21 protein-coding genes, 1 tRNA gene and 1 other RNA gene are annotated in these 21,084 nt (G+C 64.1%); 15 read left to right on the top strand and 8 right to left on the bottom strand.

Annotated features, from left to right (window positions below; genetic code table 11):
* Window positions 1-217 precede the first annotated feature (217 nt).
* Window positions 218-505 carry a hypothetical protein gene (locus IPV69_RS26940; protein WP_206292832.1) on the top strand — a complete coding sequence of 96 codons (288 nt, stop codon included), beginning with the start codon at window positions 218-220 and terminating at the stop codon, window positions 503-505.
* 399 nt (window positions 506-904) lie between these two features.
* On the opposite strand, the gene IPV69_RS26945 is transcribed toward IPV69_RS26940, so the two are convergent.
* The gene (locus IPV69_RS26945) at window positions 905-2,011 is read right to left on the bottom strand and encodes an IS110 family RNA-guided transposase (RefSeq protein WP_206292833.1); all 1,107 of its coding nucleotides are present in this window, start codon (window positions 2,009-2,011) and stop codon (window positions 905-907) included.
* A gap of 187 nt (window positions 2,012-2,198) precedes the next feature.
* Here IPV69_RS26945 and IPV69_RS26950 point away from each other — a divergent pair, with 187 nt between their 5' ends.
* A complete protein-coding gene (locus IPV69_RS26950; RefSeq protein ID WP_206292834.1) occupies window positions 2,199-3,083 on the top strand; it encodes a hypothetical protein in 885 nt (294 codons plus the stop codon).
* 218 nt (window positions 3,084-3,301) lie between these two features.
* Here IPV69_RS26950 and IPV69_RS26955 read toward each other — a convergent pair whose 3' ends face one another.
* Complete coding sequence (locus IPV69_RS26955; RefSeq protein WP_206292771.1) at window positions 3,302-4,453, bottom strand: IS5 family transposase; 1,152 nt, start codon at window positions 4,451-4,453, stop codon at window positions 3,302-3,304.
* 366 nt (window positions 4,454-4,819) lie between these two features.
* Between IPV69_RS26955 and IPV69_RS26960 the strand changes: the two genes are divergently transcribed.
* The 7 genes from IPV69_RS26960 (at window position 4,820) to IPV69_RS26990 (ending at window position 11,741) form a co-directional block, all read left to right on the top strand.
* Window positions 4,820-5,803: a hypothetical protein gene (locus IPV69_RS26960; RefSeq protein WP_206292835.1), complete on the top strand. Its 984-nt coding sequence runs from the start codon at window positions 4,820-4,822 to the stop codon at window positions 5,801-5,803.
* Window positions 5,804-5,926: 123 nt separating this feature from the next.
* Entirely contained in the window at window positions 5,927-7,054 is a 1,128-nt protein-coding gene (locus IPV69_RS26965; RefSeq protein ID WP_206292836.1) for a glycoside hydrolase family 71/99 protein, read from the top strand.
* A gap of 173 nt (window positions 7,055-7,227) precedes the next feature.
* The gene (locus tag IPV69_RS26970; protein WP_206292837.1) at window positions 7,228-8,580 is read left to right on the top strand and encodes a metal-dependent hydrolase family protein; all 1,353 of its coding nucleotides are present in this window, start codon (window positions 7,228-7,230) and stop codon (window positions 8,578-8,580) included.
* Window positions 8,581-9,037: 457 nt separating this feature from the next.
* Window positions 9,038-9,304 carry a hypothetical protein gene (locus tag IPV69_RS26975; protein ID WP_206292838.1) on the top strand — a complete coding sequence of 89 codons (267 nt, stop codon included), beginning with the start codon at window positions 9,038-9,040 and terminating at the stop codon, window positions 9,302-9,304.
* 97 nt (window positions 9,305-9,401) lie between these two features.
* A complete protein-coding gene (locus tag IPV69_RS26980) occupies window positions 9,402-10,391 on the top strand; it encodes a hypothetical protein (protein WP_206292839.1) in 990 nt (329 codons plus the stop codon).
* Window positions 10,388-10,636 (top strand): hypothetical protein, encoded by a 249-nt coding sequence (locus IPV69_RS26985; RefSeq protein WP_206292840.1) that lies wholly within the window; start codon window positions 10,388-10,390, stop codon window positions 10,634-10,636. Before IPV69_RS26980 ends, IPV69_RS26985 begins: the two co-directional genes overlap by 4 nt.
* A gap of 64 nt (window positions 10,637-10,700) precedes the next feature.
* A complete protein-coding gene (locus IPV69_RS26990) occupies window positions 10,701-11,741 on the top strand; it encodes a DUF932 domain-containing protein (RefSeq protein ID WP_206292841.1) in 1,041 nt (346 codons plus the stop codon).
* Between the two features lie 60 nt (window positions 11,742-11,801).
* Here the strand turns inward: IPV69_RS26990 and IPV69_RS27660 are convergent, their stop codons facing one another.
* Window positions 11,802-11,927, bottom strand: coding sequence for a hypothetical protein (locus IPV69_RS27660; RefSeq protein WP_261361984.1), 126 nt, complete (start codon window positions 11,925-11,927; stop codon window positions 11,802-11,804).
* A 22-nt stretch (window positions 11,928-11,949) separates the two neighbouring features.
* Here IPV69_RS27660 and IPV69_RS26995 point away from each other — a divergent pair, with 22 nt between their 5' ends.
* Window positions 11,950-12,567 carry a DUF4230 domain-containing protein gene (locus tag IPV69_RS26995; RefSeq protein ID WP_206292842.1) on the top strand — a complete coding sequence of 206 codons (618 nt, stop codon included), beginning with the start codon at window positions 11,950-11,952 and terminating at the stop codon, window positions 12,565-12,567.
* 173 nt (window positions 12,568-12,740) lie between these two features.
* On the opposite strand, the gene IPV69_RS27000 is transcribed toward IPV69_RS26995, so the two are convergent.
* Window positions 12,741-12,811: transfer RNA gene (locus IPV69_RS27000), tRNA-Gln, on the bottom strand.
* A 255-nt stretch (window positions 12,812-13,066) separates the two neighbouring features.
* Here IPV69_RS27000 and IPV69_RS27665 point away from each other — a divergent pair.
* The 3 genes from IPV69_RS27665 to IPV69_RS27015 all read left to right on the top strand — a co-directional run bounded on the left by IPV69_RS27665 (window position 13,067) and on the right by IPV69_RS27015 (window position 14,808).
* Entirely contained in the window at window positions 13,067-13,744 is a 678-nt protein-coding gene (locus IPV69_RS27665; protein WP_206291263.1) for an ISAs1 family transposase, read from the top strand.
* Between the two features lie 5 nt (window positions 13,745-13,749).
* A complete protein-coding gene (locus IPV69_RS27670; RefSeq protein ID WP_206292843.1) occupies window positions 13,750-14,226 on the top strand; it encodes an ISAs1 family transposase in 477 nt (158 codons plus the stop codon).
* A gap of 282 nt (window positions 14,227-14,508) precedes the next feature.
* On the top strand, window positions 14,509-14,808 hold the full coding sequence (locus tag IPV69_RS27015; protein WP_206292844.1) for a hypothetical protein: 300 nt from the start codon (window positions 14,509-14,511) through the stop codon (window positions 14,806-14,808).
* Window positions 14,809-14,873: 65 nt separating this feature from the next.
* Here IPV69_RS27015 and IPV69_RS27020 read toward each other — a convergent pair whose 3' ends face one another.
* On the bottom strand, window positions 14,874-15,449 hold the full coding sequence (locus IPV69_RS27020) for an RNA polymerase sigma factor (RefSeq protein ID WP_206292845.1): 576 nt from the start codon (window positions 15,447-15,449) through the stop codon (window positions 14,874-14,876).
* Window positions 15,450-15,927: 478 nt separating this feature from the next.
* The gene (gene trpC / locus IPV69_RS27025; protein WP_206292846.1) at window positions 15,928-16,746 is read right to left on the bottom strand and encodes an indole-3-glycerol phosphate synthase TrpC; all 819 of its coding nucleotides are present in this window, start codon (window positions 16,744-16,746) and stop codon (window positions 15,928-15,930) included.
* Window positions 16,747-16,876: 130 nt separating this feature from the next.
* Here trpC and IPV69_RS27030 point away from each other — a divergent pair, with 130 nt between their 5' ends.
* Both IPV69_RS27030 and IPV69_RS27035 read left to right on the top strand, forming a co-directional pair.
* Window positions 16,877-18,025, top strand: a complete 1,149-nt coding sequence (locus tag IPV69_RS27030; RefSeq protein WP_206292847.1) for a CPBP family intramembrane glutamic endopeptidase — start codon at window positions 16,877-16,879, stop codon at window positions 18,023-18,025.
* An 81-nt stretch (window positions 18,026-18,106) separates the two neighbouring features.
* Window positions 18,107-19,630 (top strand): sialate O-acetylesterase, encoded by a 1,524-nt coding sequence (locus IPV69_RS27035; protein WP_206292848.1) that lies wholly within the window; start codon window positions 18,107-18,109, stop codon window positions 19,628-19,630.
* A gap of 89 nt (window positions 19,631-19,719) precedes the next feature.
* Here IPV69_RS27035 and IPV69_RS27040 read toward each other — a convergent pair whose 3' ends face one another.
* Both IPV69_RS27040 and ffs read right to left on the bottom strand, forming a co-directional pair.
* The gene (locus tag IPV69_RS27040) at window positions 19,720-20,598 is read right to left on the bottom strand and encodes an NAD(+)/NADH kinase (RefSeq protein WP_206292849.1); all 879 of its coding nucleotides are present in this window, start codon (window positions 20,596-20,598) and stop codon (window positions 19,720-19,722) included.
* 215 nt (window positions 20,599-20,813) lie between these two features.
* An RNA gene (gene ffs / locus IPV69_RS27045) (signal recognition particle sRNA small type) lies at window positions 20,814-20,912 on the bottom strand.
* Window positions 20,913-21,084 lie beyond the last annotated feature (172 nt).

The raw sequence follows: 21,084 nt of genomic DNA on the forward strand, positions 1-21,084 counted from the left end.
GCGACCGGGCGGATAGCGGACGAACCAAACATCGTGCGAGCCGCGGGTCGGCAGGAGTTTCACGCAGCATGTGTTACAGTTTTGTTCGGACTGAACACCATAATTCTTGCTGTCTCTTGCGAATTCATTGATGGCGCTAGCGCCCGTGGCTATTGTCCAGAGGACCATCCGCGCGGGGTGTCCGGGCGGTTAGGATAAACAAAGGTTATCCGCCTCTATGCCTCGACTGCTATTCAAGGTCGAAGACACCTTCCTGATCCGCGCTCGCGGCGTGGTTCTTGTTCCCGGGATCGTTCCCGTCGGCGGTGAACGATTCAGGATTGGCGACGGGCTGCGGTTGAAACGGCCCGACGGTACGGAGGTCGAAACCGCCATCGGCGGGTTGGACATGTTTACGTGCACGACGAAGCCGGATGTCCCCGTCCTCCTGAAGGGCCTCCGCAAAGAAGACGTTCCCGTCGGCACGGAAGTGTGGTCCGTAGACGGCGAATCGGCCGGCGGATAACCACGCAACTATGAATCCCGCTCTCGGTCAACAGTAAATTTTGAGCGCGCGGTCCTGACGCCGCGCAGCGGCGGCCTTCTCATTCACTGCTGCGTCTCCGGTTCCGTGTTCGCCGCCGTCCGCGTGCGCTTCACACGACTATTCGCTGGTCATCCGAACCTCGGGGTCCGGAGCCGCATTCACCCAGACGAGGCCTGCGCCGCATTCGCTGGATCGCACGGTCGACAACCCGTGCACCTGGTTAGTCGCGGTCTGCAGGCTCGTTCGCACGAGGGTGCGCTTCTGGCAAAGCTTCGGCGGAACCTTCAACATTTCGTGGCGTTCATCTCTTGTTGGGTCTTCTCTCATTGCTGTCGTCGTGCCCGATCATCGAACTCGTCAGTGTTTTTCTAATCGGCGTCAGGCCAGTGCCAGCGTCAGTGGCAGTGGTAGCGCCGCCATCGGCGGGCCGCTTATCGGCGTCTGGAATGGCCGGTTGTGCTTCATCATCGACCAGAGCATCGTCAGCAGCTTCCGCGCCAGCGCCACCATCGCGATCTTCCGCCTCGCCCGGCTGCCGCGCGAGATCTTCGCCACCCACGCCTGTGCCCAGGCGTTGTGCCGCCAGACCACCCACGCCGCCTCCACCAGCATGCTCCGCAAGAGCGCCGGACCGCGGCCGGTGATATGTCCGAAGCGGCTCATTTGACCGCTTTCGATCTGTTTGGGAACGAGCCCCGCGTAGCCGGCGACGTGGTCCGCCGACTTGAACCGGTGCGGGTCGTCCAGGTGCAGCACGACCACCTCGGCGACTCGCGGCCCGACGCCCTTCACTGTCTGCAGCAACTGGATCCGCGCATCGTCCTTCCCCAGTTCGTCGAGCTTGGCGTCGAGGACTTTGAGCTGAGCGTCGGCGGCCTGCATCAGCGACAGCTCGACCTCCAGCTGCCCCCGCCAGAGATCCGCCAGGTCGCAGTCGGCAAGCGGCCGGGCGTGTTCGCGCAGTTGCGTGAGCCCGGCAATCGTCCACTGCTTGCCCCCCTTGGCCAGCGATAGACCTTGCTGGTTGAAGATCGCCCGGATCGCGTTGCGGCTCTGCGTCCGCCGGGTGACGACCGATCGGCGGTGCAGGACCAGCCGTCGCCGCTGCCGCTGATCGGGCGACGGCATGTGCACGGGGCCGAGCTGATCGAGCAACGCCAGCTTCGCGAGCTTCAGGGCGTCATCGCGATCGGTCTTGCGTTTGACGCGTCGCCACTGCCAGGCTTCGCCGTTGGCGTGGGTGACGATCACTTTGACGCCCAGCCCCTGGCACAGATCGTGCACCCAGCCTGCCAGGTCGCAGGTCTCGAAGACCACGAGCGCGTCGGCAGGTGACGGCGGCAGCTGTTTGACGATCAACTCGTGCAGCGAGACTGGAGAGGTCTGGACCGTCTCGAACGCCGACTCACGCGTGGCAGCGTCCATCACGCAGCAGACGGTCTTGAACTTCCCCAGATCCAGCGCGATGATCTTTGAGAGACTCATGCAATCCTCCTGTGGTAAGGAACTCTTGTGGTGAGAGGTGTCGCTGATCGTCACAGATCGGCGGCGGGATTGCATGGGTTCTCTGCAATGGACCGGACCCGCGTCAAGAGTTTTGGTAAACTGAAAGCCGGTCGGCGCGGTGCTGGCCATTGAACGCTGATCCGTTATGCCGCTCGGAGAACGTCCTATGACTGGTCGAATTTCCCATCGTCTGGTCTGGTTGCTTGGCGCGACCCTTGCGGTCTCGTCCGGCTGCGACGACGCGGCCGCACCCGCCGTCGCACCCGCCGTCCCTCCCGCGGCCGAACCCGCTGCCGCGGCGCAGCCCGGGCACTTCACCGGCCGCGTCACGCGCGCGGACGGGTCGCCGATCACGTTGGCCGGCGTCAAGTACCAGGTCAACATTAACGGCGTCACCGCGGTCGGCGAGAACAACAACTTCAGGCCGCCCGTCGCGGCCGACGGCACGTTCAAACTCAAGCTCCCGCAGGGCCTGTTCTATCCGCCGTTCGGCACGATCACCGTCCCGTTCGAAGGCAAGAACTACCTCATCGAACTCGACCCGGCCGACCCGTTTGCCGGGACGCGCGACGGCGCGCCGGGCATCGCGCAGCACTTTCTCTGGCGGCTGACCGGGCCCAAGCCGAGGGCGACGAACCCCGACGTCAACAACGCGACGCACTGGTACGGGATCACGATCCCCGTGAACTTTCAGGGATACCGGGCCGACACGCGGCAGACGGTCAAGCCGCTGCCCGATGGCAGCAAGGTAACGTGGACGCTCAAGCCGACGTCGAAGTTGATGGATGGCTCGGAGGCCAAACCGCTGACCGTCGAACGCAAGTGGACCGCGACCCCGATGTTCATGATGGACGCGCTGAACGACCTGCCCGCGGCCAACTACGAGATCGGCGCCGTCGCGACGCTGCCGGATGGCTCGACCAAGACGGTGCTGGTCGAGGAGTTCGCTGAGCGCAAATACAAACCCACGATGAAGCTGATTCTGCAACCGTACGCCAACGGCGACACGGTCTGGTTTGTGCCCACCATGATCAGTTGGGTCGTGGAGTGAAGGCCGGACGTCAGGGGAAAACAAAGGGGATGGGAAAACAAAGGGGATACGGCCGGTCGGACTAGCAGGACGCTGAAAAACCCTTGAATCGCCTGATTTCTGGCCCTCGCTTTGGCCGTTGACCAACAGTTATTGCAAGTATGGCTTGAAACAGGACGGATTTTCGCTTCGGCGAGCCCGTCGCGGCGCCGGACGGCGCGCATCGATGGCCCTGTGGTTCATGCTACGCCCGACAGTGAGCGCAACCGGATCAGGTTGAACGCCGCCGCGGCAATGTGCGCCTGCTGGCCGGTCTTGCGGTGGCCGATCAGACGCGTCCGCGCCAGGCCGCCGATCGTCTTCACCCAGCCGAAGCACTCCTCAATCTTCTTGCGGCACCGTTGGCTGATCGAGTACCCAACGCCACTCTCTCGCTTTCGCATCCGCTTGCGGGCCGCGATCGTCTCGGTGTTCACCTTGCTGTAGCGGGTTCCCGGCTCCCCGCCGATCGGTCCGTCCTTGGTCGCCACGTGCGGCGTGATCTTTCGTTTCTCCAGGTCGAGCAGAAACGGCCCTTGGTCGTATCCTTTGTCTGCGCCCAGCGTCTTAGGCGTGATCTTGAATCGCTCCTTCACGCGGTCCAACAACGACACCGCGGTCTTCGGCTCGCTGTTGTCCAGCGGCGAGTTGACCTCGACCGCCAGCACCAGACCGTGCCGGTTCTCCACGATCGCGTGCAGCGCGTGGGCAAGCCGCGCCGGCTGACCGTCGCTCTTGCGGATCAGCTTCGCGTCAGGATCAGTCGTTGATTCGTGCGTATCGTTCGACCGCTTCTGTCCGTGGAAGTCGACTTCCGCGTTGCGGCCCTTGAAGCCGTTGGAGTCCCCGGAATCGTCTCGGTCCTTGGACTTGAAGCTCTTGATTGATGCGTATGCCTCGATCAGCGAGCCGTCGACGGAGAAGTGGTCGGAGCTGACCAGCCCGATCGCGATCGCCCGACGCACCGTACTGTTGAAGAACGCGTCGATCAAACCGTGCTTCTCCAGCCGGACCCGGTTGTGGCTGAAAACAGTGGCGTCGAACACCAGCTCGTCGATCCGCAGATCCAGGAACCAGCGGAACAGCAGATCGTGGTCGATCCGCTCGACGAGCTGTGCCTCAGAGCGGATCGAGTAGAGCGACTGCAGCAGCATCGCCTTGATCAATCGCTCCGGCGGCACACTGGGCCGGCCTTCCTGGGCATAGGCGGTGTCGAACCGGCGGCTCATCTTCGCCAGATCCTGATCCGCCATCCGCTTGATGGCCCGCAGCGGGTGATCCGGGCGGACACGGGCCTCCAGGTCAATCGACGCCACGAACAGAACTGCCTGCCGATCCGTCTTGCCACGCATGAGCGACCTCCATGTCGAGTATGGCCGATAGTTCAGCGCGGCCTCCGGCCGCCGTCAAGGGTTTTTCAGCGTCCTGCTAGATGTACTTATCCGTGCGCCGTGCAAAGGTGTCGTTCTCCAGCGGGTGCAACTCCCTTCCGGGAGGTTGGTTGTTCCGCCCGGTAGCAGTCGGAACAGTCGAGGAGGTAACGAATCGGCTGAAGCTTGCAAAGGAGCCAGCGGCGACGATCTACGCCGAGTTCGTAGGGCGTGCTTCAGCACACGCCGATGGCTTGTCGTGGCCGCGGTCGGGTCATATGCTCGGCAGCGCGTGCTGAAGCACACCCTGCGGACTGGTGCTCCGCGTTGTTTACATCGGAGGCTGTCATGTCCCCTCGAACGCTTCTGGCGACGTCCCTCGTCCTGACCGTGGCGACGATCTCCGCCCCGGCCGCGCCACCCACCACGGGCCCGGCCACGGCCACGGCGGCGCGTCGCGTGTTGCCCGCGCGGGTCGAGGACTGGCCTCGATACGCCGAGCTGCAGAAGGCCAAGGCCGCGGCCGAGGCGCGGCTGGCGGAGCTCGGCCGGGCGCAGCCGAGGCCCGGGCAGCGGACCCGGCGCATCCTCACCGACGACGAGGAGCGAGAACTGGGTGCCATCCATGTCCGGATGGAGGCGCTGGGGGTATCGGTCGGGGGGAAGTCGCAGCCGCCCGAGGCGAACCTGGCCGAACTGCAACGACTCGACGCCCGGCGGAACCGCCTGCTGTACGGGGACCCGGCGCCGCCGCCCCCCCGCACCCACGACGACCTCCGCGCCGAGGCGGAGGCCCTCTCGCGGGTGCGGGGCGAACAGCGGGCGGCGGCCGAGGCGGCGCGGGAGATGCTCGTGCTCAGCAACGACCTGTCGGCGATCCGGCAGGCCCGGGCGGAGTGGGCGGCGACGTCGGCCGACGTCACCGCCGCCGACCTGGCGGCCGCCCCCGACCGGTACGCGGGGAAGCGCGTCCGGCTGCTCGACGTGACGTTCGTCACCAAGGCGCCCCGGGTCGGGGGGACGCCGGTGGACGCCCAGCACGTCGACGAGTCCGGGGCCCTGATCCCCACCCCCGCCAAAGATCGGTCGATGGGGATGTGGCTGGACGCGACCTTTCTGGACGCCGCCGGCGGGCGGCTCCCGGAGACGTACGCCCGGGCCGGCTCCAACATCGGGTCGCACGTGCTGACGCCGGGCGTGACGGCCGACGTGTACGGGTGGGTCGTGAGGGTCCCGGGGCGGGAGGGGGCCGCGTTCCTCTGCGAGCGGGTCGTGCCGCACGGCGCGTGGTCCGGCCCGCCGGCGCCCGGGTTCGCCGCCGGGGCGAAGTGACTTCGTTGGGTGAAGCTGGCGGGCGGATAACCACACTACAACGGACCCGCCGGGCGGAACGGTCCGTGTGATTCCAACGCGGCTCGCCGATCTTCGTCTTCGGTGTACGGACTCGAGCTCTCAATGAATCTCCGATTGCAATCCCTTCTTGTTACTGCAGTACTTGTCACCGCGTCGCCATGCTTTGCCCAACAGGAAGCGAAGTCGCCTCCCGCCGCGGCCGCGCGAGGCGTTGCCTTGGGTGCCATTCGTTGGGATGCGTGGCACGGTGACGCAAGCCAGATCGGGCGCGCGGTGCAGAAGACGCTGTCACCGAAGCGTTGGCAATCGCGACTTCCATTCTTTGCCGAGGTTTCTTCAGAAGGGGCCGTGACGATCGCTGGAGACAGTGATGCGGTCATGACCCGCGAAATTGCCTATGCGCACGAGGCGGGGCTGGACTACTGGGCCTTCTGCACCTTCGACGCCGAAAGTCCGATGAGCCGCGCGCTAACGCGCTATCTGGCGAATCCAAATCGCGACAAGGTGCGTTTTTGCATGATTGTCGGCGCGAATGACTGGACGCCGGACAACGTTGAGGCAAGAGCGGCACGAATTGCAGACCTCATGGCGCGGCCGAGCTACCAATGCGTCATGAACGGGCGGCCGCTGTTCTACATCTTGAACCTCGATCCGGAGGCGAACGAGAAGCCCTGGGCAAAAGCTGGCGGCTTTCGCAACGCGGTCAAGGCGCTCCGCGCGGCCGCCGAGGTTCGAAACCTGCCGACACCCTATTGTGTCGCGATGGTGCCCTGGCCCGACAAGGCCAAGGGATTTGCTGACGCCAGCGGTTGCGACGCCATCAGCGCCTATGCGGTTCAGGCGGGCGGCAAGGATGCGCCGTTCAGGGAGTTGACGGCATACGTCGAAGACTTCTGGAAGCGCAGCGCGGCGAGCGGGGCCAAAGTCGTCCCGCTGGCAATGACCGGTTGGGATCGCCGGCCACGAGTCGAGAATCCGGTCTTCTGGGAACACAACGAAGGATGGGGTGCTGATCTGGAGAGGTTCTACGAACAGCCGAAGCCTGCGGAGATTGGCAGTCATATCAGGAAAGCCGTCGATTGGACGCGCGACCACGCCGCTCATGCTGACGCACAGACGGTCATCGTTTACGGTTGGAACGAGCACGACGAAGGCGGCTGGCTTTGTCCCACGCGGGGTGAAGGGGATGCTCGTGTCAAAGCCGTGAGAGAAGCATTGGCGCAACCGTGAAGTCGCCTGACCCGCCAATGCAGTGGGCCGGAGCCGCGAGGATCAGCATTCCGTTATCGCCCCAGCGTCACGCACTTGGAGCCACCTTGAAGCAGATCATGACTCAGGTGGTCACTACCGGCGAGGCGAGATATGCTTCGCTGGGAGCACCAACTTAAGGTCCAATGATGCGCATGATCACGTCTCATGTTTTGACCGTCGCCCTGCTGTGCTTGCAAGCGGGGCCGGTGTTCGGTCAGGAACTGATCCAGCCGCCGCCGAGAACGCTCATCACCAACGCCCGCATCTTCGACGGCCGTGGCGACACGCTCACTGAGCCGATGAACGTGCTAATCATCGGGAGCACGATCTCCAAGATCGCGGCTGATCCGATCGTGGGAGCCAACGCGAAGGATGCCGTCGTCATCGACGCGGGCGGGCGGACGCTCATGCCCGGTTTGATTGATGCACATACGCACCTGATGTTCGCGACGCTTCCGCCTTTGGTGGCGACGACCAGCGACATCGGCTTCATCAATGTCGTGGCGACCAGGGCCGCCGAGTCGATGCTGATGCGCGGCTTCACCAGCGCACGCGATCTGGGCGGGCCGGTTTTCGGGCTGAAGCGCGGCATCGACGCCGGGTACGCCGTCGGCCCGCGCATCTGGCCGAGCGGAGCGATGATCTCTCAGACAGGAGGCCACGGCGACTTCCGCATTCCCAACGAACTCCCCTCCGCACCAACAGCGTATACCTATTTCGAGCGACTGGGCGCAACCGCGATCGCCGACAATCCCGATCAAGTCCGCGTGCGATCTCGCGAACAGCTCGCACTCGGTTCGACGCAGCTGAAGCTGATGGCCGGCGGCGGTGTGTCCAGTAACTTTGATCCGCTCGACGTCACGCAATACACCGTTGAGGAACTTAAGGCCGCAGTCGAAGCCGCAGAGAACTGGGGCACCTACGTCACCGTACACGCCTACACGCCCCGCGCGGTGAAACAAGCACTCGACGCCGGCGTCAAGTGCATCGACCACGGCCAACTCCTCGACGACGAAACCGCCAAACTCATGGCAGAGAAAGGCGTGTGGTGGAGCCTTCAGCCGTTCATTGAAGATCCGAAGATCAAGAGCGCGTTTCCTGAAGGATCGCCCAACCGCGTCAAGCAGCTTGAGATGTTCGCCGGGACCGACAAAGCGTTCGCGCTGGCGAAGAAGTACAAAATAAAAGTCGCTTTCGGGACCGACGCGCTCTTCAGCGCCGGCACCGCCGCCCGGCAAGGCGCGGACCTGGCACGCATGTCCCGCTGGTATACTCCCGCAGAGATTCTAAAAATGGCCACCAGCGGCAACGCCGAACTACTTGCCCTCTCCGGCAAGCGCTCGCCTTACCCGGGCAAATTGGGCGTCATCGAGGAAGGTGCCATGGCCGACCTCTTGATCGTCGCAGGCAACCCGCTCAAGGACATCACCCTGGTTGCCGACCCGGTGACAAACTTCGTCGTCATCATGAAGGACGGCAAGGTCTACAAGAACGCGATCAGGTGATCGATCTCGATCACGGGACTTGCCGTGAGCACGTGTCGCGGACCGATGAGAACGCCCGAGCCTGTCCTGCTGCCTGATAGCTCACCAGTGACTCAACAGACCGCTCGTTGACTGCCCTTCGTGCTGCATTGTCAGGACGAGCCCGGTCTGGGCACGTCATGGGCATCCTTCACCTCAAATCATTCTTCGATCGCATCCAAGACTTATCATCAGGCGACGACCGCCCCTAAGCCGCCCGCCGTCCGGACGGCGGCGAAGCCGTGGTCGCCCCGGACACCGGCCGATGCGCCGCTGGTGACGTCGACCCCTTTTTGAAACGCGTATTCGGCTCCCTTGGATGATGTCCCGGACGGTCAGCTCGCGCACGCCAACGACAATACGCAACGCCGCCGTCGTACCAAGTTCGTGCTGACCGAGCGCAAATACCTGACCGGTCGTCGCTCGCGGTGGCGGCGAGATGGGCCACGGCCGCGGGCAGACGCTCCTCGCCCGCGACGAGCACGACCCCGACGCCTCGCTGGTCCGTCGGCGGATCGTCCGCACCTACGAGCGGATGGCGTATCATCTGCCGGTCCTGACCCCTGGCCGACGCCGACGGCCGCCGGCAGACCCTGCGGGTGACCGACGAGCACCCGTTCTACCGCACGGCTCCCGCCGCCGGCGGATCGGCGAGGCCATTAGCACATTGCTGTTTGACCAATCGCGAGCCCCGCGAACCTCTTAGGCTCGCCATTCTGACCCCTTCTTCGTCTCTAAGCCCGACCCCAGCCGCACCGGCTGAGGTCTTTCGTGCGCTCACACTCACATACAAAGGAGTTCCCATGTCTCTTACTAACCGCCTCGGCGAATACGTCGCCGCAGCTTTCACCGGTATCTGGATCCAAAGTCACGAGCACGCAGACGCCCTGTCCGAGATCGGCCAACTCTGCCGGGACCGCAAGTGGTCCTCGGCCGTCTGGGACGTCGACCGCGGCCTGCAGGTCGCGGGTGCCCGCGGACAGGCTGCTGGTGCCGCCAGCACCTCGGACCCTATCTCGGCGATCAGGTCGATCAACGCCCTGGCGACCGCCGACGGCTCGGCGATCCTGGTGCTGCCGAACTTCCACCGGTTCCTCCAGTCTGCAGAGGTCGTGCAGGCGATCGCTCATCAGGTTCAGCAGGGCAAGCAGAACCGCACCTTCGTAGTGATCCTTTCACCCATCGTGCAGGTGCCCGTCGAGCTGGAGAAGCATTTCGTGATCCTCGAACACGATCGGCTAGGGCGGCTGTACAACCCGACCGACTACCCGCCGACCCTGCGGGGGCTCTTCGCCGTCGACTTCGACTTCCCCAGCGTGGATGCACCCGAGTACCTGGCCCGCCTAAACCCGGAGCTGTACGCACAGGAACGCCGGCGAATCAGTGAGCGCTTCGACGAGGCCGTCCGCCTGGCCGAAGAAGCTTTCGTGGGTGAGTTCAGCAAGCTCGTCTCTCACCTGGTCGAGCGTCTGACGGCCGGGCCCGACGGCGAACGTAAGGTGTTCCGCGACTCGGCGGTGAACAACCTGCGTGAGTTCTTCGACCGCTTCAAGCATTTGAACGTTCGGAGCAACGCGGACCTGGACCGGCTCGTGGAGACGGCGAGCCAGACTTTGTCGGGCGTCGACCCGCACATCGTGCGGAACAGCAACTCCCTGCGTCAGCAGGTAACGACCCAGCTCTCGGCAGTGCAGTCAGTGCTGGATGGCATGTTGGTCGATCAGCCCCGGCGGCGGATTCTGCGGCAGGGGCGTGGCAACAACGGCGCGGGCGGGGAAGTGGGTTCGGCATGACACTCCTCATCCTGCCCGAAGGCACCGCCAAGTGCGTCTATGCCGAGGCGATCGACCTGAACCGCCTGGGCGACATCGCAGTCACCCGTGCCAGCCATGTCGAGCCTGATGCGCAGGGGCACTGGTGGGCCGACCTCTCACCGGTGGCCGGGCCAGTGCTCGGTCCGTTCACCCGCCGCAGTGACGCCCTGGCCGCCGAGACCGGTTGGCTCGACCGGAACTGGCTCACACCTTCGGACACATGACAGAGGGGGCATTCCCATCCCTTGTCTCGTCTTCTGCATCAACCCATTTAAGAAAGGACTCCTCATGACCATGACGATGATCAACCCACAAGATCCCGCCGACCTCGATAACGACCTCCCCGATCTCGCCACCATCACACCGACGCCGCCGTCCCCTGTTTGGGAACGCCTGGGTGTCGACATCAGCCGGGCCCGAACCGCGACCGACGCTCTGAAGGCGGCCGGTCTCGACTGGCAGGTCCAGCAGTGGCCAGTCCAGGCAACTGACCCGCAGAGCTGGAAAACCGCTCCACTGCCCGACCACCTCGCCAACGTTCGGTCCGACACACGTGACCTGCTGGGCGTGGTCGGCAAGACGTATCGCGTGTTCGAGAACCGACAGTTGTTCGAGTTCCTGGGCGCCCTGGTCGCCGACCGGCTGGTCTCGTTCCATTCCGCCGGCAGCTTGCGTGGCGGCCGGCGAGTGTGGGTGTTGTGCCAGTTGCCGCGGGTGTATCAGGCCGCTCCCGATGACACCGTGAAACCCTTTCTACTGGTGACCAACACTCACGACGGCGACGGCCCGCTCCAGATGATGCCCGCGACCGTGCGGGACGTGTGTGCGAATGCCTTCAACCTGCCGCTCGACGTCGGCGGAAGCGGCAGCAGGGGTCTGACGATCCGGCACCATGGCGGCTTGACCCAGAGCCTGGCCGAAGCCCGGCGGAACCTCCGTGCCATTGCCGCCCGGTTCGAGCAGTTCGAATCCGAGCTGGCGACGCTGGCGGCGACGCCAGTATCGCGTTGGCAGGTGGCCGACTATTTCGCCTCAGTACTCGCCGCTGCCGACGGCAATGGCGATCAGCCCACCGACAGCCGGGATCGCCTCCTGACACGCCTGCACGAGAACTTCGATGGGCCGACCAATACGATCCCCGCCATCGCCGGCACGGCATGGGCGGCGTTCAACGCGGTGGGGGAGTGGGCGGACAGCCAGCGCACGTTCCGTGGCCGCGACGACCTGGCCCGTGCCGAGGCGCGGCTGGATGCGATCTGGTTCGGCAGCTCCCACCGCCTCAAGCAGACGGCGTACAGGTCGGCCCTGTGCCTGGCGGGATTGAACTGAACTCAGCTGTACCGGACCGGGTCTTCCGATCTCGTTCAGAAGTCTTGTTAAGCAAGGAGGTCAGATGAAAGAGACGATCGCATTCTGGCTGCTGCTGACGCTCGTCGTGCTGCTGCTGTTGACCGGGTGATCGGTCGAAGCAACGACGAAGACCGAAGGGCGTGCCTGCCGACTTCCGGCGGGCACGCCCTCTTTTCATGGAGGAGCTATGTGGAGCAGATGTACATGGATTCTTGCGCTGGGCCTGTCCCTGGCGCTCACCGGCTGGGGCGTCATCGGCCTGTACACCCACAGACCACCCGGGTCAGGCAGTCAGCCGCCGCCTTTCACCAACCATCACGTCGGTGTGTCAATCGCTGACCTGCAGGAACTGGCCGAGCTGACGACCCTGAAAGTCGACTTGGCCGACGTCCAAGAGACGACCCTGACCGGCAACACAGGCACGGCGAGAGCCACGCTGCTGATCGCCGGCGACGCCCGCATCGGCACCGACCTGGCCAAGGCCAAGATCATTAAGTGCGACGAGGCAACCCGGACGCTGGTGCTGCAGTTGCCGCTGCCGGTCGTCCAATCGGTCCGACTCGATCACGCCCGCACCCGGCTGACATCCATCCGCCGAACGGGATTATGGCGGCTGATGCCGTCAGAGGAGACCCGAACGGACCTGGTCAACGCGGCGTTCGCCGAGGCCCAGCAGCAACTGGAGAAGGCAGCGGGGCGGTTGGAGTTACGGGAGAAAGCCCAAGCAAAGGCTGAGGCGATACTGCGGGAACACTTCCGGGGGATCGGATGGCAGGCGTCGGTGGAGTGGCGTAGAGCGGGGTAAGGGAGAGTAGTCGTGCTAATCCTGTGCTAATCGGCTCACGCCGGTTCGTGCCGCTCAGTGCCGCTCGGTGCCGCCCGAGACATTCTCGCGGAGTGGCCCTAAACCCCTTAAAACAGGGCAAATACCGTCAGAAGCCCATGAAAAAAGCCCACCCGATAGGGGTGGGCTTTTAACTGGGGTACTAGGATTCGAACCTAGAATAACTGAGTCAGAGTCAGTTGTGTTGCCGTTACACTATACCCCAAAGTAAGCACCGGGATCGGGGGTGTCTATCCCGGATCGCGGTTCCTTCAGGAACGCTGATGGTATCGCTTCGGAGCATTGGGTCAAGTCGTCGATGCGATCGCTCGTGCGGTTTCTCGGAGGGCAATCGCATCTCCTTTTGTCGATGGTTGTGTTTTGTACGGGTTGCGCTTTCTAACTTCTCTCGCTATCACTCCTTCACCGGTCGCGAAGCTTCGCTGGTAACAACTTTCATCTCCTGAAACGGAGCTTCGCCATGGATGGCCCTGCGACCAGTGGTACCCTGCGCGCGTTTTCCAACCTCCCCGATCCTCGCGGCTGCAACGTGATTCACAAACTCCACGACATCCTCGTCATCTCCGTCTGCGCCGTTATCTGCGGCGCCGACGGCTGGGTCGACGTTGAACTCTATGGCAAGAGCAAGCTCTCCTGGCTTCGAACCTTCCTGGATCTTCCCCACGGCATCCCCTCTCACGACACCTTCGGTCGCGTCTTCGCCAAGCTCCATCCCGACGCCTTCGAGCAGTGTTTCAACGCCTGGGTCGGCGCGATCGCACAGTCCGCCGGCGGACGACTGATCGCGATCGACGGCAAGGCCATCCGCCGGTCCTTCGAACACGCCTGGGCCAGGAACAACATGACCCACATGGTCAGCGCGTTCGTCGACGCCCACCGGATGGTCTTCGGCCAGGTCGCCGTGGATGACAAGAGCAATGAGATCGAGGCGATCCCGCGGCTTTTGGGCCTGTTAGACATTCAGGACGCGACGGTGACGATCGATGCCGCCGGCTGCCAGACGCAGATCGCCAGACAGATCGTCGATGCCGGCGGCAACTACGTGCTGTCGGTGAAGGAGAACCAGCCGAGGACCAGGCTTCGCCTCGTCCGACGCTGCACGCGAAGGTCAGGAAGCTGCTGGACGAAGCGATCCTGAGCGGCATGAAGGACGTGAGCCACGGCGTCCACGAGGAGTTCGACGCCGACCACGGCCGGCTGGACACCCGCAAAGTGTGGGTGATGGACGAAGTGCACTGGCTCGGCGACCTATGTCAGCAGTGGCCGGGACTGGCCGGCGTGATCGCGGTCGAACGCAAGCGGGAGGTGCTTGCCGGCAAGAGCAGCGTCGAGCGGCATTACTTCATCAGCAGCGTCGCAGGGACCGACGCCAGGGCGATGGCGGCGGCGATCCGCGGCCACTGGGCCATCGAGAACAAGCTGCACTGGCAACTGGACGTGAGCTCCCGCGAGGACGAGCGGCGGATCCGCAAAGGCTATGGTGCGGAGAACTACTCCCGGTTGTGCCGGCTGACGCTCAATCTTCTCAAGCGGGACAGGAGCATCAAAAACGGAATCCACGGGAAACGGTTAAAGGCAGGTTGGGACGAGCACTATCTGCTCCGTCTGCTAACGACCTGAACATGCAATCGCCCTGCGGTTTCTCGGTGTCAACGTTACTGCATCGTCGGCAGGGCTTTTGCCGGGAAGGAGCCGACAGTTTGTCGCTGCGGAGCGCGATCAGATGAGCCTGGGCTTTGGCGGGGGTGAATACGGCTTCAGTTGGGGCGGTGAGTGAGCTGTGCGCCTGCGGCACGGGTGCGGGGCGGCCATATGGATGCATCTTGAGGCATTGGCTGGATGAACTGGTATGAGCATTGCCATCGTGTCGTGCCCGATCCACCGCTGGCAGGACAACCGCTCATGGATATCAACAATCGCCTCTACGTCGAGATTCATCCCTTCGAAGGGCCACATCAGCCGCACCCGCATCCGATTCGCGATGGCAAGTTCGATATCGAACTCGTTTACAAGGTGCTCGGGATGTACAACCCGTCGGAGACCAGCGAGTGCTACTTTATCCTCGCCAATCCGCAGAGGCAGCTGTGGTTCATTCCCCAGCGGCACTTGCTGGCGTATCGGCTGATCGATTCGGAGGAGTTCTTCCTGCCGCGTGAGTCGCCGGTGGAGCAGGCAGCTTATCAGGCCGCAAGGTTGCGTTGATCCCGCGGTGAGGACGGCTGGCAGCGAGATCGCCGGCTGCTGCCCGGTTCCACCACCGAAGCGCGTCACACCGCCAGGTGCAGGTCGCGTGCCAGCGGGTAGAGCGTTGCCCGCAGCATGTGGCGGCCGCGGTGCAGGCGGCTCTTGACGGTGCCGACCGGCACATCCAGCACCTTGGCGGCTTCGGCGTCCTGCATGCCTTCGACGTCGACCAGCAACAGCGTCCAGCGGATGTCGCGGGGAAGCTTCTTGATGGCGGTGATTACGTGGCTGTCGCTGAAGCCGTCGATCGCTGAATCGGGGTCGTCCCAGCAGTCCTTCGGTTCGGTCCAGCATTGCTCGTCGGCTTCGGCCGGGTCCCATTCCATTTCGTCCAGGCTCAACTCGTGATGCTTGTGCACGCGGGTCCGGTCGATGTGGGTGTTCCGCAGGATCGCCATCAGCCACGGGCGAACTCGATCGTCTTCCCGCAGGCAGTCGATTCGGCGGTAGGCCTTGAGCATCGTTTCCTGGGCGAGGTCTTCGGCTTCGACTTCGTCACGGCAGATCAACTTCGCGGTTCGCAGGACGTTCTGCAGGTGGGGCCAGACCAGGGCATAGAAACGTTCGGTTGCGACGGTGTTCGTGGTTGCCAGTTTCATCAGATACCTCAGCGGTTGTCGGCAGTTCGTCGTCGGGTCGAGGCCGTCTGGGGCTCTCAATCGCGACAAGAGAACTTTCGTCGACAACGGTGGCCTGGGGTATCAGGCTCGCGTCTGGTTCTGGCGTGGAACGAAAACTGTCTGGGGCTTAGGTCTTCGACCTATGGTTCATCAGGCGAAACCGTCGCGGGGTCGGCTAGCGGGCGGTGTTTCGGTCGTGTGCGTCGGCCCGCGCGGCACCCGCGTCGGGCGCTTCTATCTCCCCAAGTGATTTGCGTATCGCCGCTTCCACACGAGCCAAATCCCCCGGTTCGGGCAGTCGATCGGCAAGTCGCCGAAGCCGACGGGAGACGGCTTGCAGGCTGGGGGATGCGTGGCGATCGGAGTGGGCGGGGGGCATGGCAGGAAACCGTAAGAATGACGAACTACCGGCAAGACGGGGCAACCCCGACCGAAAGTTCATTTGATGGTGCGGAAGTTACCCCTTCTTTGGAGGAAACAGTTCCCGGACCTTCGCCTTGATATCCGGGCTCCGCATGAGGCTTTCGCCCACCAGAACGGCGGCGACGCCCGCATCGGCAAGCTTCTGAACATCCCATGCCGTGTGGATGCCGCTTTCGCTCACCAGCACGCTGCGGTCTTCGACCAGCTCGGCCATCCGCAATGTGGTGCCAAGATCCGTCTTGAACGTCCGCAGGTCGCGGTTGTTGATGCCCAGCAGGCTGTAGCTACGGTGAGGGAAGCCGATCACCCGGTCGCGAACACGGATCAGGTTCTCCATGTCGTGGACTTCGATCAGGGTGGTCAGGTTGAGTTCTGTCGCGAGGATTTGCAGGTCGATCAACTCGTTAATCGGCAGGCACTCGGCGATGAGCAGGATTGCATCGGCCCCGGCGACGCGGGCTTCCCACACCTGGTAGGGGTCGATGATGAAGTCTTTGCGCAGCACCGGCAGGTCGACGGCCAGCCGGATCGCCTTGAGATACTCCAGCGAGCCCTGGAAGTACTTCTCATCCGTCAGGCAACTGATGGCGTCGGCGCCGGCCTCGGCGTAGTCGCGGGCGATTTCGACCGGGTCGAAGTTCTCGCGGATCACGCCGGCGCTGGGGCTGGCCTTCTTCACCTCGGCGATCAGGTTCAGCGGCTTTGTGCCCTTGCGGGTGACGGCGTGGAAGAAGTTCCGCGGGCGCGGCAGGCCGAACGCCTGCTCCTTCAACGCCTCGATCGGCGTGAGGGCGCTGCGCTCGGCGACTTCCACGCGCTTGGTGGCGACGATCTTTTCGAGAATCGTGGTCATGGTAGGGTCCGCCTTGGCGGACGCGATGGGCTACAATCCGCGGACCGAATCCGGCCCTTCGGCCGTATGCCGCCGTTCCTTCGCGACGTCGCGAATCGAGCCGTTTTGCACTGTAGACCGGACCTATCGAATGTCAATTATCGCCGCCGCCGATCCCGACTTAACCTCGATTGCGATCGAGCTGCTCGTCGTCGCCGTCCTCCTGGTGCCGGGGATCATCGTCCTCTGGAAGACCGGTTCCTATCGATGGCGTTCGGTCCTCGGGCCGCTCCGCATTCCCGACCGCGCCGAGATGTGGCCGGTGCCGGTGGCACTGGTGATTGGCTTCGCCGGCTGGATGGGCAGCGCCGTCGCTTACACCGTCCTGATCGGCATCCGCAGCGCCGCGGGTGGGGCGTCGCAACCTACCGGCGAAGCGGACCTCATGGCGATGCTCTCACCGCTTGACTTTGTCGTCCTCGCCGCCGTCACACCCGTCGTCGGCCTGATCGCCGGCGTAGCCTTTCTGATCCTTGTTCGCCCGGCGGCAGTGGGGTGGATTGGCTTCAAACCCGGCCGATTGCCGCGGGGACTTGCGCTGGGCGCCCTCGCCGCACTCATCGGCGTCCCGCTCACCATGCTCGCCGGCGGCATCACCGAACTGGTCTACAAGGCGATCGACTTCAAACACCCTGCCGAGCACGAACTGCTTAAGTTCATGAAGGAAGCGCCGTCCATGTGGATCCAGGTGGCGGCGATCTTGGCGGCGGTCGCGATCGCGCCGCTGGTCGAAGAGTTCCTCTTCCGCGGCCTCATCCAGACCTCCCTGATGACCTGGTTCCACGGCTTCGGCCGGCTGCGCGGCCCGGTTGCGTACGCACCGCAATGGCAAATGCAGGGGAACGCGTTGCCCTACGCGTCGGCCGCGGTTCCTGCCGTCGACCCGGCGACGGGACAGCCGATCCCCGCCGGCCCGCCCGCCGGCATCGGACTGTCTGACACAACGCCGCTGATGCCGCCGCCTGAGCTGGGACAGGTCGTCCCGCCAGCGCCTGTCGCCCCGCAACCCCTTCCCGAACTGTCGCGACGCCCTTGGGCGTCGTGGCTCGCGATCGTCATCACCTCGGTCCTCTTTGCCGTCATCCACCCCCTCTGGACCGCGCCGATCATCTTCGTGCTCGCGGTGGTCCTCGGCTACGTCTACGAACGCACCGGCAACCTCTGGGCGTCGATCGGACTTCATGCCATTTTCAACACCATCAGCACGACGATCTATCTTCTGGGTGTAGGTCAGACGTAGCACAGCCTTAAAGTCGTGACAGACCTCAGTCTGACAGCCTGTCCGATGATCATCTCAATTCCGACCGAACGAGGAACAACCATGAACCGCTTCAACCGAATCCTGGCCAGCTCGCTGCTGGCGCTGGTCGCCGCGCCGTCGGCGGTGCTTGCCGACGTGCGTTTGCCGGCGATCTTCTCCGACCACATGGTTCTTCAGCAGCAGAAGGCCGCCGCCGTCTGGGGTTGGGCCGATGCGGGTGAAGAAGTCACCGTCTCCGTCGACAAGGCGACCGCCACCACCAAGGCCGGCACCGACGGCAAGTGGACGGCGAAGCTCGACAAACTCCCGGCCGGCGGACCGTTCACGCTGATCGTCAAGGGCAGGAACACGCTGACGGTCAAAGACGTCCTCGTCGGCGAGGTCTGGCTCTGCTCCGGTCAGTCGAACATGGCGATGACCGTCAATCGGTCGAACGACTTCGAGAAGGAGCAGGCCGCCGCGACGAACAAGCTCATTCGCATGTACACCGTGCCGCGAAATCCGCAGCGTGCCCCGGTAGACGACGCCAAGGGCACCTGGGTCGTTTGTGCCCCCGAGTCGGTCGGGCTCTTCTCGGCCGCCGGGTACTTCTTTGGACGCGAAATCCAGCCGGCGCTGCAGGTGCCGGTCGGGCTGATCAACTCCTCCTACGGCGGAACCGATATCGCCGCCTGGACGAGCGAGGAAGTCCAACTCCCCATTCCCGCCCTGAAGGCCCAGTTCGAAGACTGGGCGAAGAAGGACGCGACCTACGACCCTGCCAAGGCACAGGCCGCGTTCGAGAAAGCCCAGACGGCTTGGAAGGCCAAAGCCGCCGAGGCCAAGGCCGCAGGCAAACCCGCGCCGCGCGCGCCCGCCAAACCCAATCAGCCGTCGAAGGACCAGAACCACCCGGCCAACCTGTACAACGGCATGATCGTGCCGGTCATGCCCTACACGATTCGCGGTGCCATCTGGTACCAGGGCGAACACAATTCCCGCAACGCCGAGTCCGGCACGCTCTACGCCACCCAGATGGCCCTGCTGATCAAGGACTGGCGCACCCGCTGGGGCGATGACTTTGCCTTCGGCATCGTGCAGCTTCCCAATTTCGCCCGCCCGGGCGAAGGCTGGATGCTCGTCCGCGAGTCGATGCTCAAAACCGTTCAGACTGTTCCCAACACCGGACTGGCGATCACCGTCGACGTCGGCGACCCCGGCGACATCCACCCCAAGGACAAGCAGACCGTCGGCAAGCGGCTGGCCAACTGGGCACTCGCCACCGTCTACGGCAAGTCCGACGTCGCCGCGATGGGCCCGCTGCCCGCCGGGCACGAGATCAAAGGCGGCAGCATCGTCCTGAAGTTCACCCACGCCCACGGCGGCCTGGTGGCCAAAGGCGGCACGCTGACCGGCTTCACCATCGCCGGCGAGGATCGCAAGTTCGTCCCGGCGGTTGCGAAGATCGAGGGTGATACCGTCGTCGTCAGCAGCCCCGATGTCGCCAAGCCGACCGCCGTCCGCTACGCGTGGCAGGACAACCCGGTGTGCAACCTCTTCAACGGCGCAGGCCTCCCCGCGTCGCCGTTCAGGACGGATCAGTAGGCAGTAGGCAGTAGGCAGTACGCAGAGAAGAAAAGAGGGACCACGACGGCCTCCTTTGTTCTCTGCCTACTGCGTACTGCTTACTCCCCTCACGACGAATACTTCGGACTCGCCGCCCAGTGCAGCTTCTCGGCCAGGCTGCGCCAGGGCTGCGTGTCGGGGTTGTCGATCAGCAGCGCGTCGCTGGCGCTTCGGCGGATGACGATCCGCTCGCCGGTGCTTAGCTTCGTGCTCGCCTGCCCGTCGCAGAACAGCGTGGTCCCCTCGTTCACCTTCACGCACTTCAGCACGATCGTCGTCCGCGACGGCACCACCACCGGCCGGAACGACAGGCTGTGCGGGCAGATCGGCGTGATGCAGACCGCCTCGACGCCCGCGTCGATGATCGGCCCGCCGGCCGAGACGTTGTACGCCGTCGATCCGCTCGCGGTCGAAACGATCACCCCATCGCCGAAGTACCGCACGCCGCCTTCGTCGTCGGACGAGATCTCCAGTTCAACCATGTGGAACGGCGGGCCGGCTGTTACGACCGCGTCGTTCAGCGCCGTTGCCACGAACCGTCGGCACTGCTCCACCTTGATGCTCTCCCGCGCCGGGCAGTCCGCCTCGGCCGGAATCACCGACGCCTCCAGCATCGGCCGTCGCTGAACCGGCAGGCCCACCGTCAGGTGCCGGACCAGGTAGGGCAGGAAGTTCTGCGGCGTGAAGTCGGCCAGGAAGCCGAGCCGGCCGAAGTTCACCCCCATCATCGGGATCTCATGCCCGGCCATCCGCCTGGCGGCCGACAGCAGGGTGCCGTCGCCGCCCAGCACCAGCACCAGGTCGGCTTCCACCTTCGCCAGGTCGTGCTGGTGATCGGTCTCGACACCCACCAGATCGGCAATGCCGGCGATCGCTGGACGCAGGTCATTCAGCGCCTTGGTGACGTTGGTCTTCTCGGGCTTTGCGACAACAAAGAGGCGTTTCATACGGCTCGGATCGTAGCGGAAGGGACCATCCCGAACGAGAGCCCGGGGACCCCGTCACGGGTTCTTCATTCACCGACAGACTCGGGAGAAACAGGAAGACTAAGGACTCGGGGATCAAGAACCCCGGATCAGAATCCCCAGATCAAAACCCAGATCAAAACCCGGGACGAAGTCCCCGGGCTCCCGGCGGGTGTGGAAACACACCCGCCGCGGGGTGCGACCGGGGGGCCGAAAGCACCGGACCGGTACTGCTTAGGGCTGCTTCCTTTCGGACCTGACCCGGTTCACAGCCGACCCTTGCCTCGGTCCCGGCCGCATCTCGCGGCGGGATGAGCAATTTCGTAGTCCGGCGAGGATAGCACGTCGCCGGAGGGTTGTCACTTGTCACTTGTCACTTGTCACTTGTCACTTGTCACTTGTCACTTGTCACTTGTCACTTGTCACTTGTCACTTGTCACTTGCGTGATCTCTCACCGACGCAATGCG

This window comes from Humisphaera borealis, from assembly GCF_015169395.1.
In the GTDB taxonomy this organism is placed as follows: Bacteria; Planctomycetota; Phycisphaerae; order Tepidisphaerales; family Tepidisphaeraceae; genus Humisphaera; species Humisphaera borealis.

Bases quoted from the DNA above. Each gene is read 5' to 3' on its own strand.
- IPV69_RS27030 (WP_206292847.1), top strand. From the start codon at position 16,877: ATGTCAATTATCGCCGCCGCCGATCCCGACTTAACCTCGATTGCGATC.
- IPV69_RS26955 (WP_206292771.1), bottom strand. From the start codon at position 4,453: ATGCGTGGCAAGACGGATCGGCAGGCAGTTCTGTTCGTGGCGTCGATT.
- IPV69_RS26965 (WP_206292836.1), top strand. From the start codon at position 5,927: ATGAATCTCCGATTGCAATCCCTTCTTGTTACTGCAGTACTTGTCACC.
- IPV69_RS27665 (WP_206291263.1), top strand. From the start codon at position 13,067: ATGGATGGCCCTGCGACCAGTGGTACCCTGCGCGCGTTTTCCAACCTC.
- IPV69_RS27035 (WP_206292848.1), top strand. From the start codon at position 18,107: ATGAACCGCTTCAACCGAATCCTGGCCAGCTCGCTGCTGGCGCTGGTC.
- IPV69_RS26980 (WP_206292839.1), top strand. From the start codon at position 9,402: ATGTCTCTTACTAACCGCCTCGGCGAATACGTCGCCGCAGCTTTCACC.
- IPV69_RS27020 (WP_206292845.1), bottom strand. From the start codon at position 15,449: ATGAAACTGGCAACCACGAACACCGTCGCAACCGAACGTTTCTATGCC.
- IPV69_RS26975 (WP_206292838.1), top strand. From the start codon at position 9,038: ATGGGCCACGGCCGCGGGCAGACGCTCCTCGCCCGCGACGAGCACGAC.
- IPV69_RS26970 (WP_206292837.1), top strand. From the start codon at position 7,228: ATGATCACGTCTCATGTTTTGACCGTCGCCCTGCTGTGCTTGCAAGCG.
- IPV69_RS26960 (WP_206292835.1), top strand. From the start codon at position 4,820: ATGTCCCCTCGAACGCTTCTGGCGACGTCCCTCGTCCTGACCGTGGCG.
- IPV69_RS26985 (WP_206292840.1), top strand. From the start codon at position 10,388: ATGACACTCCTCATCCTGCCCGAAGGCACCGCCAAGTGCGTCTATGCC.
- IPV69_RS26945 (WP_206292833.1), bottom strand. From the start codon at position 2,011: ATGAGTCTCTCAAAGATCATCGCGCTGGATCTGGGGAAGTTCAAGACC.
- IPV69_RS27015 (WP_206292844.1), top strand. From the start codon at position 14,509: ATGGATATCAACAATCGCCTCTACGTCGAGATTCATCCCTTCGAAGGG.
- IPV69_RS27670 (WP_206292843.1), top strand. From the start codon at position 13,750: ATGAAGGACGTGAGCCACGGCGTCCACGAGGAGTTCGACGCCGACCAC.
- IPV69_RS26995 (WP_206292842.1), top strand. From the start codon at position 11,950: ATGTGGAGCAGATGTACATGGATTCTTGCGCTGGGCCTGTCCCTGGCG.
- IPV69_RS26990 (WP_206292841.1), top strand. From the start codon at position 10,701: ATGACCATGACGATGATCAACCCACAAGATCCCGCCGACCTCGATAAC.
- trpC (WP_206292846.1), bottom strand. From the start codon at position 16,746: ATGACCACGATTCTCGAAAAGATCGTCGCCACCAAGCGCGTGGAAGTC.
- IPV69_RS27040 (WP_206292849.1), bottom strand. From the start codon at position 20,598: ATGAAACGCCTCTTTGTTGTCGCAAAGCCCGAGAAGACCAACGTCACC.
- IPV69_RS26940 (WP_206292832.1), top strand. From the start codon at position 218: ATGCCTCGACTGCTATTCAAGGTCGAAGACACCTTCCTGATCCGCGCT.
- IPV69_RS26950 (WP_206292834.1), top strand. From the start codon at position 2,199: ATGACTGGTCGAATTTCCCATCGTCTGGTCTGGTTGCTTGGCGCGACC.